At 73.3% G+C, this 12,657-nt stretch carries 9 protein-coding genes; 2 read left to right on the top strand and 7 right to left on the bottom strand.

What is annotated here, in order from left to right:
* Nucleotides 1-18: 18 nt before the first annotated feature.
* The 7 genes from ACVCAH_RS16985 to ACVCAH_RS16955 all read right to left on the bottom strand — a co-directional run bounded on the left by ACVCAH_RS16985 (nt 19) and on the right by ACVCAH_RS16955 (nt 8,655).
* Entirely contained in the window at nt 19-423 is a 405-nt protein-coding gene (locus ACVCAH_RS16985; RefSeq protein ID WP_088994396.1) for a roadblock/LC7 domain-containing protein, read from the bottom strand.
* A gap of 17 nt (nt 424-440) precedes the next feature.
* Nucleotides 441-2,810, bottom strand: coding sequence for a sensor histidine kinase (locus ACVCAH_RS16980; RefSeq protein ID WP_447137111.1), 2,370 nt, complete (start codon nt 2,808-2,810; stop codon nt 441-443).
* 261 nt (nt 2,811-3,071) lie between these two features.
* Nucleotides 3,072-3,545, bottom strand: a complete 474-nt coding sequence (locus ACVCAH_RS16975) for a helix-turn-helix transcriptional regulator (protein WP_447137110.1) — start codon at nt 3,543-3,545, stop codon at nt 3,072-3,074.
* Nucleotides 3,546-3,815: 270 nt separating this feature from the next.
* On the bottom strand, nt 3,816-5,099 hold the full coding sequence (locus ACVCAH_RS16970; protein WP_447137109.1) for a cytochrome P450: 1,284 nt from the start codon (nt 5,097-5,099) through the stop codon (nt 3,816-3,818).
* A 433-nt stretch (nt 5,100-5,532) separates the two neighbouring features.
* The gene (locus ACVCAH_RS16965; protein ID WP_447137108.1) at nt 5,533-5,949 is read right to left on the bottom strand and encodes a hypothetical protein; all 417 of its coding nucleotides are present in this window, start codon (nt 5,947-5,949) and stop codon (nt 5,533-5,535) included.
* Between the two features lie 150 nt (nt 5,950-6,099).
* Complete coding sequence (htpG, locus tag ACVCAH_RS16960; RefSeq protein WP_447137107.1) at nt 6,100-8,013, bottom strand: molecular chaperone HtpG; 1,914 nt, start codon at nt 8,011-8,013, stop codon at nt 6,100-6,102.
* A gap of 138 nt (nt 8,014-8,151) precedes the next feature.
* On the bottom strand, nt 8,152-8,655 hold the full coding sequence (locus ACVCAH_RS16955) for a hypothetical protein (protein WP_447137106.1): 504 nt from the start codon (nt 8,653-8,655) through the stop codon (nt 8,152-8,154).
* Nucleotides 8,656-8,905: 250 nt separating this feature from the next.
* On the opposite strand from ACVCAH_RS16955, the gene ACVCAH_RS16950 reads away from it, so the two are divergent.
* Complete coding sequence (locus ACVCAH_RS16950; protein ID WP_447137105.1) at nt 8,906-11,731, top strand: ATP-binding protein; 2,826 nt, start codon at nt 8,906-8,908, stop codon at nt 11,729-11,731.
* 566 nt (nt 11,732-12,297) lie between these two features.
* Nucleotides 12,298-12,657 (top strand): C39 family peptidase (locus ACVCAH_RS16945; protein ID WP_447137104.1); only part of this gene is annotated, 360 nt, incomplete at its 3' end.

The raw sequence follows: 12,657 nt of genomic DNA, 5'->3' as shown, positions 1-12,657 counted from the left end.
GCGTGGGGGCGCCGGGGGTCAGCGGCTGCGGGCGAGCGCCGCCCGTGCCGCCGGGGTCAGCGCGTCGCCGATGCGGTTCGCCAGCTCGGTCATCTCGTAGGAGACCTTGCCGACGTCGCACTGCGGGTCGGCGAGCACGAGCAGGGAGGCACCGTCGTTGAAGGCCATGGAGAACATGAAGCCGCCCTCGAGCTGGGTGACGTTGGAGATCACCGCGCCGGCGTCGAAGAAGGCGGCGGCGCCGCGGAGCAGGCTCACCAGCCCGCTGCCGGTCGCCGCCAGCTGGTCCGCCCGGTCCGGCGGAAGGCCCCGGGTGGCGGCCACCATCAGGCCGTCGGCGGAGATGGCGATGGCATGGCTGACCTCGGTGGCGCGCTCGGCGAAGGCGTCCAGCAGCCAGCCGAGATCCTGTTGGTCGGTCACGTGCTCTCCCTGTCGGATCAGTTGTTGATCAGGTTGGGCCGACGGGCCGCCACGCCGCGCGCGTACGCGGCCATCGCGGTGGCCACCTGGGCCGGGTCGCGGTACTCGGACCGCTGCTGGGGCACCGTGACGCCGCCGGGCACCAGGTGCCGTTGCGGCTGCCGGCGGGGCAGGCCGGACGTGGTGGTGCCGACGACCTCGGGCTCGGTGGCCCGGGCGGCGGTGCGCCAGGCGTCGTCGGCGGGACTGGCCCAGGACGTGCCGTTGCCGCCGTGGTCGGCCTGGAACCAGTGGTTGACCTCGTGGAAGATGACGAGTTCCTCGGTGGGCGCGTCATCTCGCCGCTGTGGTGCGGGAGCGGGCCGGAACACCGGCGCCGCCGGCAGCACCCGGTCGGTCGTCGCTGCCCCGGCCCGCGGCTGCGGAACCGTCCCGTACGCCGGTGGCGCGACGGTGGTGCGGGCCGTGCGCCGGGACGGCCGGGTGGGGGTGAGCAGGAACTCCTCCGGCGGCAGCGGCCGGATCATCGGGCCCGGCAGCGCCGCCTCGGCGATGGTGCCGCGGCGGGGTCCGGGACGGAGCTGCACGGTCACGCCCAGCCGGGCGGCGAGCTGCCCGACGACGACCAGCCCCATCGCCCGGACGGCGGCGACGTCGATGGCGGGCGGCCGGGCCAGCAGCTCGTTGAGCTGCTGGCGCCGTTGCGGGGACAGTCCCACGCCCTCGTCGCTGATCTGCACGATGACCCGGTCGCCCAGGCTGCGGCCGGTCACCCAGGCCTCGGTCTCCGGCGGGGAGTACCCGGTGGCGTTGTCCATCAGCTCGGCCAGCAGGTGCACCACCTCGTCGACCGCCTCCGCCGCGACGGCCACGTCGCCGTCGATCATGCCGAGGCGGATCCGGGCGTAGTGCTCGATCTGGCTCTGCGCGGCCTGGAGCACCTGTTGCAGCGGTACGTCGTGCTGGCGCACCCGCCCGACCCCCACCCCGCCGAGCACCAGCAGGCTGGCGTTGATCCGCCCCATCCGGGTGGCCAGGTTGTCCAGGGTGTACAGCTGGTGCAGCCGGTCGGGGTCGGTCTCGTCCTGCTCGACCTTGTCGACCTGGGCCAGCACCGCGTCGACCAGCCGCTGCTCCCGCCGACTGAGGTGGATGAAGATGTCCGCGGTGTTGGCCCGCATCACGGCCTGCTCGGCGGCGGTACGCACGGCCGCCCGGTGCACGGCGGTGAACGCCTGCCCCAGTTCGCCGATCTCGTCGTCGCTGGACGGATCCAGGGCGTCGGCGGCCTGCCGGCGGGCCAACTCGTCCGGGTCCACCGAGGAGCTGTCGACATGCTGGAGCCGGGCCACCACCTCGGGCAGCCGTTCGAACGCGACCGCGTTCGCCGCGTCCCGCAGCCGGCGCAACCGGCGGGTGATCTGCCGGGCCACCGCCCAGGTGACCAGCGCGGTGAGCAGCAGGGCCAGCACCGCGGCGGCCGCCTCGACGACGGTGCGCCGCCGCTGGTCCGCGTGCGCGGCCCGGATGTCGTCGAGCACCGCGGCGTCGATCCGCTGGCGCAGCTCGGCCAGGCGGACCGACCACTGCTGGGTGGCGGTGACCCAGGCCGCGAGGTCCAGCCGCAGCCGGTCGCCCGACCGGGCCCGGGACACCTCGTCCTGCATCCGCTGCAACAGCAGCGCGTCCTCGCCGCTGCCGGCCTGCTCCCACCAGCCCCGCCAGCCGGGCCGGGCGAGCGCCAGGAAGGAGAGGCTCGACTCGGTGAAGCCGGTGCGGGCGGCGGTGATGTCCTGCTGCATGGCCGGGGTCAGCTCGTCCGCCGCCACCGCGCGCAGCACGGCGACCTGCTGCTGGCCGACCGTCTCGGCCACTTTGGACAGCGCCACGGAGGCCCGGATGCCGTCCGCGATCCGGGCGTTGACCACCCCGAGGGTGACGCTCTCGCGGAGGCTGAGCAGGTCGGCGATCGCGATCCGGTAGCTGAAGGTCATCGCCGACACCGAGGCGTGCGCCGCGGTGCGCACCTGCGCGCGCAGCGGCGGCAGACCGTCCAGCGCCGCGTCGATCCGCGGCAGCACGGCCTGGTTGGCGGCGGGCCCGGCGGGTATCCCGGCCCGCTGCCGGCGGTAGCGGGCGACGGCGGTGTCGGTGGCGGCGGTCGCGTCGGCGAAGGCCTCCTGCTGCTCCGGCGCGCCGCGGGTCAACAGGTCGGCGGCGACGATCCGCTCGTGTTGCAGCCGGTGGGCCAGGTCGCCCGCCTCGCCGCCGAGTTGCGCGAGGATCCCGAGGTCGCTCGCCCGGGCGGTCTGACGGGCGCTCTCGGTCAGGGCCAGGCCGGCGAAGCCCATCACGGCGACCAGCGGGGCCGCCACGATGAGGCGCATCCGGCCGGCAATCTTCCAGCCGCGGCGGCGGGTCGGGTAGGGTCGGGCCGCGTGGGACCTCGTGCTCGACGCCAAGACTGACTCCCGCGCTCATCTACGACGGCCTATCTGCACCTTGCCGATTGCACGTTTCATTGCGCCGGAACCCGCGCCCACAGACCAGACCTGACGGTGGTACAAACAGCCCGTACCAGCATCTGTACCCACAGTCAGCAACGCGACGGACCGGCCGTCCCGGCCAGGGCGCGGGCCCCGCCGAGGTCAGCGCTGCCCGGCCCGCCCGCCCGACGGGTGCGGCGGGGCGTCCGCCTCCGGCTGACCGCCGAGCACCTGGCCGATCAGCTCGCGCAGCTCGTCGATCGCCGCCACGACGGCCTCCGGATCACGCGCGTCCCGCCGCGCGGTCGGCGCCGGGCCGCCCGGGTCGAGCCGCGCCACCTCGCCGAACCGGGGGCCGCGCCGGCCGTCCGCCGCCAACTGCTCCGCCGCGACCTGCGGCCACAGCGCCGCCAGCCGGCCGCCGGTGCCGAGCACCTCGTCGCAGCGGACGGCGAACTCGTGGCTGCCGAACCGGCGGCCGGACTCGACCGCGGCGACCGTTTCGCGGCTGAACCGCACCCGCTCCGCCAACGCCCGCTGGGTCAGCCCCTGCCGGGTACGCCAGCTGCGCAGTTCGGAGCGGAACTGACGGCTGGCACCGGAACGAGCGGCGCTCGCCGGGGGCGTGCAATCCATGTGGTCACCTTTACGACACCACCGTCGCGGCGTTGGCGTCAGATCGAGGTTGGGCGATGGATGGGCATTCGCAGGGGACAATTCTTAACCCACGGGCGGACGGGTGTGAAGACGTGACTGCGCTGAGTGGTCGTCGGGCGCGGCGGGACGGTAAGGACCGGACGACCCCGCGACCCGAGCCTTGCGCGCCGCACCCCATCCGGGTCCGGGCCCGACAACCGCCGCCCGACTCGGCTCTCGCCGCAGCTCAGCACCAGCGGTGGCACGTCGTCAGGCCGCGGGCCGCTCGACGGTGGGAGCCGCCCGTCCGCCGACCGGAAGCGCCGCGTCGATGACCACGGGTATGCCACGGTGCGCGCGGAACGCGACATTGGGTCTGTATGAACGAGCGTGGTCGTTTGTTAAGCGCAGGCCGGGAACGGCCGCGGCGAGCCGGGCGAGCGCGACCTCGCCCTCCAGCCGCGCCAACGCCGCGCCGATGCAGAAGTGCGGCCCGTGCCCGAACGACAGGTGGTCGTGCACGTCGGGCCGGTCCGGATCGAACCGGTCCGGACCGGCGAACACCGCCGGGTCCCGGTTGGCGGCGCCGATCAGCAGCAGACAGCGAGCCCCGGCCGGAATGCTGACCCCACCCAGGGTGACCGGCCGGTTCGTCACCCGCAGCCAACCGTCGATCGCTGGCGCGAAGCGCAGCGCCTCGGTCAGGAACGCGGGAATCCGCCGCGGGTCCTCGACGATCGACCGCCACCTGTCCGGGCTGGACAGCGCCTGGTCCAGCGCGTGCGCGAGCAGGCCGGCCGTCGTCTCGTGCCCGGCGACCAGGAGGTTGAACACGATGCTCGACACCTCGGCCACGGTGAGCACCTCGTCGTCCCCGTCGCGGTACGCCAGCAGTTGGCTGACGTAGTCGTCGCCGTACCGACCGCTGTCGAGCCGGGCGCGTACGAGCTCCTGGCAGTAGCGCCAGAACTCCAGCAGACCCTGCGCGAGCCGGACCTGTTCCGCCGGGTCGGGCCGCCCCCAGATCAGCGCGATCTGGCCGTCCGCCCAGACCCGCACCCGCGCGATGTCCTCCTCCGGCACGCCGAGGATGTCGAGCAGGACCAGCAGGGGAAGTTCGGTGCTGAACTCCGGGATCAGGTCGACCTGCCCGCCGGAGCGGGCGACCAGCCGGGCGACCAGTTCGTCGACCCGGCGCCGGACGATCCGGCCGTACCGCTGCTCGACCCGGTCGGCGGTGTTGGCGAAGGTCGCCCGCAGTGCCCGGCGGGTCCGCGGATGCACCGGCGGGTCCGCGGCGGCGGTCGTGGGGGGCGCGTCGATCTGCCCGATGACCTCCATCGCCTCGGGACAGACCTGGTAGATCGGGGCGAGCGTGAGCGCGTTGCCGAAGGTCCCGGCGTCGCCGAGCGCGCGGCGGACGTCGGCGTGCCGGCTGATCAACCACAGCCCGAGATCCGGGTCGTGATGCACCCGGCCGGGAGCGTCGAGGATCCGCCGCCACACCTGCGCCGGATCGGTGAGATACGTCCCGACGAACGGATTCAACCGCATGGCCGCCTCCTAGTGCCGTGCCGGCGAATTCGAACCCGCTGCCGGGCTCTCTGGCGCCGCCGGAGACCTCAACGGTGCGCCAATTCAGGGGCCAAGTCAAGATTTGTGTGCGTCAATGCAATGGTCCTGGGAATTGCGGGACGATCGCATTGCGCGCTCATTGCCCATGTGCAACTTGCGGCTCGGAGCTTGCGCGGCGACCGTCCCTGTGAGCAGGGAAAACCGCTCCCGCGATGCGCCTGCCCGTGGCGTCCGGCCGCAGCGCCGAAGGCCGGGAGGGAGATGCCGGCACCGCCGAACGGAGCCACCGGCGGGGCATTGCTCTACGTTCTACCACTCGGCGTTTGACGCGTTTGCAATGGCACGCCGAACGCGTTCCGATGCGTTCAGGAAACCGTCAGCCAATTTCGCCGGTGCCCGGCGCGGGCGATGACTACCGCCGGCCGGCGGGGCGCGACCGGGTGACACCGCCCGCGATCCGCCGGCTGCCGGCGCGGGCCAACCAGCGCCAGCGCGGCAGCTCCGCGGCCACGGTCGCCAGGACCAGCACCAGCACGGCGACCGCGACGGCACGCGGCCACGCGACCCACGCCGACCAGCCGGCCGCCACCAGTTGCAGCACCACCAGGCCGATGGTGACCGCGCCGGGCACCGGAACCAGCACCCGGGGCTTGTCACCCGGCGTCGCGAAGACCGTCGGCAGCCCCACGAGTACGACCACCGCGGTGATCGCCAGCGCCACCGAGTGCGCGGCGAGCGCCCACGGCGTCGCCACCCAGGCGATCAGCTCGGTGGTGAACCGCAACGCGGAGGCCAACCCGGGACGATTCGGCGAGGTCTGCTCGGTCACGGGCGCGAGTATGGCTGCCGCGGCGGCCGGCATCCATCCCCCCGCCAACCGGTGGGACGCCACCGCACCGGCCCACGGCGGCGGCCGCCGGTCCACCGCCCGGCCGGCGGAGCGCCTCGGGGCGCGTCCGCCGGCCGGCGCGAGCGGGTGTCAGAGCGTACGGGCGAGCCGGTCGGCGAGGATCCGGGTGAACCGCGACGGGTCGGCGAGTTCCCCGCCCTCGGCGAGCAGCGCGATGCCGTGGAGCAGCTCGGCGGTCTCCTTCAGCGACTCCTCGGTGCCGCCCTGCTCGTGCGCCTTGCGCAGCCCGGCGACCAGCGGGTGCCCGGGGTTGAGTTCGAGGATCCGCTTCACCGGCGGCACCTCGTGCCCCATCGCCCGGTACATCTTCTCGAGCGTCGGGGTGATGTCGTGGGCGTCGCCGACCACGCAGGCCGGTGAGGTGGTCAGCCGCGACGACAGGCGTACCTCCTTGACGCTGTCGGCCAGCGCGCCGCCCATCCAGGTGAGCAGGTCGGCGTAGTCCTGGCGCTGCCGCTCCCGCTCCGCCTCGGCCTCCTTCTTCTCCTCCTCGGTGTCCAGGTCGACCTGGCCCTTGGCGATCGAGCGCAGGGGCCTGCCGTCGTACTGGCCGACCCGCTCGACCCAGACCTCGTCCACCGGGTCGGTGAGCAGCAGTACCTCGTAGCCCTTGGCCCGGAACGCCTCCATGTGCGGAGAGTTCTCGATGGTGGTGCGGGACTCGCCGGTGGCGTAGTAGATGTCGCTCTGGCCCTCCTTCATCCGCCCGACGTAGCCGGCGAGGTCGGTGAGCTCGGCCGGGTCGTGGGTGGAGGCGACCGACAGGATCTCCAGGAGGGTCTCCTGGTTCTCCGGGTCGTCGATCAGGCCCTCCTTGACGGCGGCGCCGAACTCGCTCCAGAAGGTCCGGTAGCGCTCGGCGTGGTTGGCCTTCAGGTCCCTGACCGTGGCGAGGATCTTCCGCACCAGCCGGCGGCGGACGATCTGGATCTGCCGGTCCTGCTGGAGGATCTCCCGGGAGATGTTCAGCGACAGGTCGTGCGCGTCCACCACACCCTTGACGAAGCGCAGATAGTTGGGGGTGACCGCCTCGCAGTCGTCCATGATGAAGACGCGCTTGACATAGAGCTGGACGCCGCGGCGACCCTGCGGGGAGAACAGGTCCAGCGGGGCGTGGGAGGGGATGAAGAGCAGGGCCTCGTACTCGAAGGTCCCCTCGCCCTTCATGTGCACGATCTCCAGCGGGTCGGCCCAGTCGTGGCTGACGTGCTTGTAGAACTCGTGGTACTCGGCCTCGTCGACCTCGTCGCGGGGCCGCGCCCAGAGCGCCTTCATCGAGTTGAGCGTCTGCACCTCGCTGGTGCTGTCGCCGTCGGTGCCCGGCCGCTCGACGGTCATCCGGATCGGCCAGGCGATGAAGTCCGAGTACCGCTTGACGATCTCCCGGATCGTCCACTCGGCGGTGTAGTCGTGCAGGTTGTCCTCGGCGTCGACGGGCTTGAGGTGCAGGGTCACCGAGGTGCCCTGGGGTGCCCCCTCCACCGGCTCGACGGTGTAGGTGCCCTCGCCGCTGGACTCCCAGCGGGTGCCCCCGCTCTCCCCCGCCTTGCGGGTGACCAGCTCGACCTTGTCAGCGACCATGAACGCGGCATAGAAGCCGACGCCGAACTGCCCGATCAGTTCCTGCGAGGCGCCGGCGTCGGCCGACTCGCGCAGCTTGCGCAGCAGCTCGGCGGTGCCGGACTTGGCGATCGTGCCGATCACCTGGACCACCTCGTCGCGGGACATGCCGATGCCGTTGTCCCGGACGGTCAGCGTCCGCGCCGCCTTGTCGACGTCGATCTCGATGTGCAGATCGCCGGTGTCGACGGTCAGGTCCTTGTCGACCATCGACGCCAGCCGCAGCTTGTCCAGCGCGTCGGAGGCGTTAGAGATCAGTTCGCGCAGGAAGACGTCCTTGTTCGAGTAGATCGAGTGGACCATCAGCTGGAGCAGCTGACGCGCCTCGGCCTGGAACTCCAACGTCTCGGCCCGGTTGGTCACACCGTGTCCTTTCTTCTCGCGCCCACAGGGGTTCGCGGAAAGGATACGAGCCGTCGCCGGCCGCACCCGCCGGGTAGTCCGGGGGCCGACACCCGCGCGCGGTGTCGGCCCCCGGCCGGCGGTGCTCAGGTACGGCCGTCAGCAGCCGCAGGTGTAGTAGAGGATGTCCCAGTGGTTGCCCTCCTTGGTGTAGAGGTTCCCGGAGGGCGCCCGGTACTGGTAGCCGAAGCCGGAGATGTAGCCCACGTACGTGTAATGCGCCGAGATGTAGTTCTGGATGCAGGTGCTCAGGGCGATGTCGACCTTGTAGCCGTTCCAGTGGCTGTAGGTGCCGCTGGCGTGCCCGACCTCGGTGCCGGCGGTGATGGTGATGGCGCAGCCGCTGGCGCGCTTGAAGGTGATGATCCCGTCGATCGTCGCCTGCCGGATGCCCGCGAACGACGTGCAGGTCGCCACGTAGCGGTCGCTGCAGTTGCCGCTGGAGGTCCAGGAGATACCGGCGGCGCGCAGTTGCGAGGTGGCGCTGGAGTGGGTGATCGCGAAGGCCGGGCTGGCCAGCCCCAGCGCGGCGGCGACGGCCGCGGCGCTGGCCACCAGGAGGGTGAGCACGCGGCGGCGCAGGGTGGATCGGGTGGACGACATGGCTTCTCCCGTTCGCTCAGGGGGTGGATTTTTGCGAAGGAGAAGGCCGGCCTTGAAGGATTTCTACCAGAGATAGATGACCGTGACTAGAGGCGGGTTGGGGTCGGAGGTCCGGCCCGCCCGGGCGCCGCCGGGCTCCGGGCGGGTGCCGGCGTCAGCCCAGGTGAGTTCGGGTGCCAGGATGGGTAGGTAAGGCCGGCAGGGGTCATCGGGGCCCGGAGGTGAGGGCTGCGATGAGGTGCGGTCGAGGGTGACGCGACCCACGGGGGATCTGTTCACCGGCGGTGGCGACACCGGTCGGCTGATGGCGCGCCTCGACTGGTCGACCACCCCCATCGGCCCGGTCGAGAGCTGGCCGCAGAGCCTGCGCTCCGCCGTCCGGATGGTGCTCTCCTCCCGCTACCCGATGCTGCTGCTCTGGGGTGAGCAGTTCACCCAGCTCTACAACGACGCGTACTCCCAGCTGATCGGCGACAAGCACCCGCAGGCGCTCGGCGGTGACGTGCGGGTCACCCTGGCCGAGGGCTGGGACGTGCTCGCGCCGCTGATCGACGAGGCGATGGCCACCGGGGTGGCCAGCTGGGTGCCCGCCCTGCGCCTGCTGCTCGACCGGGCCGGCTACCGGGAGGAGGCGTACTTCAGCGTCTCGCACGCCCCCGCCCGGGACGACACCGGCCGTACGGTCGGGGTGCTCACGGTGTGCAGCGAGGTCACCGAGCAGGTGGTCGGCGAGCGGCGGCTGCGGCTGCTGCGAGACCTCTCGGTCGGCGGCGACGGGCGCACCGTCGACGTGGCCAGCACCTGCGCCCGGCTCGCCGAGGCGATCGGCGGGCACCCGCTGGACGTTCCGTTCGCCGCGATCTACCTGCGCGAGGGCGGGCAGCTGCGCCGGGCCGCCTGCGTCGGCGGCGACGCGGCGGCCGCCGCGCTGCCCGGCACCGTCACCCTCGCGGAGGGGTCGGCGTGGGGCCTGCCGGACGCCGCCGCCGGCGCCGCCACCGAGGTGCAGGCGGTCGCCGACCGGCTCACCCTGCCCGCCGGGCCGTGGCACGACCCGGTCCGCACCGCCCTGGCGCTGCCGCTGCCCTCGGCCGACCGGGACCAGCCCCTCGGGGCGCTGCTGGCCGGGGTCAGCCCCAGCCGCGGGCTCGACGAGGCGTACCGCTCGTTCTTCGAGCTGATGGCCCAGCAGGTCGCGGTGGCGGTCCGCAACGCGCAGGCGTACGAGGAGGAGCGGCGTCGCGCCGAGACCCTCGCCGAGCTGGACCGGGTGAAGACCAGCTTCTTCACCAACGTCAGCCACGAGTTCCGCACCCCGCTGACCCTGATGCTCGGCCCGCTGGCCGATGCCCTCGGCGACGGCGACCACCCGCTGCCCGAGGCGCAGCGGGAGCGGGTCGACACCGCCTGGCGCAACGCCACCCGGCTGCTCACGCTGGTCAACAGCCTGCTGACGTTCGCCAGCCTGGAGGCGGGCCGGGCGCACAGCGACGCCCGCACGGTCGACCTGGCCGGTCTCACCACCGAGTTGGCCGGTGTGTTCCGGGCCGCCGTCGAACGGGCCGGGCTGCACCTGGAGGTGGACTGCCCACCGCTGCCGCGGCCGCTCGCCGTGGACCCGGCCAACTGGGAACGGATCGTCACGAACCTGCTGTCCAACGCGCTGAAGTACACCTTCGTCGGAGGGATCCGGGTCACCCTCTCCGCCGACGCGGAGGAGGTCCGGCTGACCGTCGCCGACACCGGCATCGGCATCGCCGAGCCGGACCTGCCCCGGCTCTTCGAGCGGTTCCACCGGGTGCACGGCGCCCGGTCCCGCAGCCACGAGGGCACCGGGATCGGCCTGGCCCTGGTCCGCGAACTGGCCCGGCTGGAAGGGGGCGACGTCCGGGTGGAGAGCACGGTGGGCGTGGGGACGACGTTCACCGTGGCCCTGCCGTGGGCGGCGGTGGGCCGGCCCGGAGCGCCCCCGGCCGCCGAGCCCGACCGGGTCGGCGACGCGGCCCGCGCCGCCGCCCAGGACGCGATCAGCTGGCTGGCCGAGCCGACCGCGACCGTGCCCACCCGTCCGACGGCGCCGCCCGACAGGACGCCCGACGAGCTGCGCGGGGCGCGGATCCTGGTGGCCGACGACAACAGCGACATGCGCGCCTACCTGACCCGGCTGCTGGCCGGGCAGGGCTGGCGGGTGCAGACCGTCGGCGACGGCCGACAGGCCCTCGCGACGATCCGTCGGGATCCGCCCGACCTGGTGCTGACCGACGTGATGATGCCGGACGTCGACGGCTTCGAACTGGTCCGCCGGCTCCGCGAGCAGCCGGCGACCCGGACGCTGCCGGTGGTGATGCTCTCCGCCCGCGCGGGCGGGGACGCCGGCGCGGCGGGACTCGACCTGGGCGCGGACGACTACGTGGTGAAGCCCTTCGCCGCCGCCGACCTGATCGCCCGGATCCGGGCGACCCTGCGCCTGGCCCGACTCCGCAGCCGGAGACACCCGCCCTCCCGCGCGGCGGTGGAGCCGAGCCGCCCGACCGGGCCCGGGACCGGGGACCGGCCCGCCGACCCGATCGACGCCCCGGAGCCGCCCGCCGCCCGGGCGGTGCCGGCCGACACCGGGTCCACGGATCCCGCCCCGGTGCCTCGCTCCGCTGCACCGCCGGCCGGCCCCAACGGGTCGGCCCGGACGGCGGTGGCGGAGGTCGACATGGGCTGGGCGTACCCGTCGCGGCCCACCTCCGCCGGGGCGATGCGCCGGGACGTCCGGGGCGCGTTGGACGCCCTCGACGTCGCCCCGGACGTCGTCCAGGACCTGCTGGTCGCGGCCTCGGAGGCAGTCAACAACGCGGTCGAGCATGCCCAGCGACCGACCCGGCCGGAGGTGCGGGTGCGGTTGCAGGTGCTCGACGACACCGTCCGCATCTCGGTGCGGGACTTCGGCACCTGGCGGGACCGGCGGCCGGCGATGGACCGGGGGCGCGGCGCCACCCTGATGAACGCGTACGGGGACGTGCGGCTGGTCGCCACCGCCGAAGGCACCACCGTCACCATCGAGCGGCGGCTGACCGAGGCGGCCTGATCCGCGTCGGCGATCCCGACCCGACCCCGGCAGGGCCCGCGCAGCCGGGTCGGTCCGTCTGACTCGCGCCTCCGTCGGGGTTGCGCTCAGGCCCCTGTCCGCCCGCCGGCCCCCCGGCCCGGTGGCCGGCCCGGCGTCCGGTGGCCGGCCGGGCGTCCGGTGGCCGGCCGGGCGTCCGGTGGCTGCCGGGCCGTCCGGTGGCTGGCCGGGTGTCCCGTCTCCGGCCGGGTGTCCGGTTCGCGGTGTCACGGCTGTGCCAGGGTGTCGGGTTGAGGCGTGGTTGTGGCGTGGTCGGGGCCACGCTGGTGGCGGAATCGGTGGGCGGGTGGGGTGGTTGAACATGGCATACCCGCCGCGCTCCGCCGGGAGCGTCCAGGACGCGGGTGAACGGCCCCCGGGTCGCGGGCGGAATGCCTGCCGGGTGCGGGTCGTTGAGATACCCCGGACGGCCGCAGCAGGCCCCCTTGGGCCGCTGGCCGATCCTCGTACGACCTTCCTTTCGCGGCACACCCGCACCCCCCGTTTGGCGTGTGTGCCGTTCCCCCGATCGAAAGGTTCTGATCGTCATGCGTACCGACATCCTCCGCAAGACCGCGCTGACCGTTGCCGGCCTCGCCGTCACCGGCGGCGCCATCGCCACCCCCGCCACCGCCGTGTTCGCCGCGCCCGCCGAGAAGCCCTCGGTGTCGGTGCAGGCCGACCGCAAGGACGACCGTAAGGACGGCCGCAAGCACGACCGTAAGAACAGCGAGCGGGAACTCGGCGTCCGCTACGAGGCCCAGCCGAACTTCTACTACTGCGGGCCCGCCGCGACCCGTAACGCCCTGTCCGTGCAGGGCAAGGAGATCAACGTCGACGCCATGGCCGAGCAGATGGGCACCACCGAGGCCGGCACCGACTCGATCAACGACATCACCCCGGTCCTG

This window comes from Micromonospora sp. LZ34 (genome assembly GCF_052981855.1).
The sequence above is the reverse complement of the archived record's forward strand: the minus strand, read 5'-3'. Positions and strand labels throughout refer to the sequence as shown.

Bases quoted from the DNA above. Each gene is read 5' to 3' on its own strand.
- ACVCAH_RS16980 (WP_447137111.1), bottom strand. From the start codon at position 2,810: ATGCGCCTCATCGTGGCGGCCCCGCTGGTCGCCGTGATGGGCTTCGCC.
- ACVCAH_RS16975 (WP_447137110.1), bottom strand. From the start codon at position 3,545: ATGGATTGCACGCCCCCGGCGAGCGCCGCTCGTTCCGGTGCCAGCCGT.
- ACVCAH_RS16970 (WP_447137109.1), bottom strand. From the start codon at position 5,099: ATGCGGTTGAATCCGTTCGTCGGGACGTATCTCACCGATCCGGCGCAG.
- ACVCAH_RS16955 (WP_447137106.1), bottom strand. From the start codon at position 8,655: ATGTCGTCCACCCGATCCACCCTGCGCCGCCGCGTGCTCACCCTCCTG.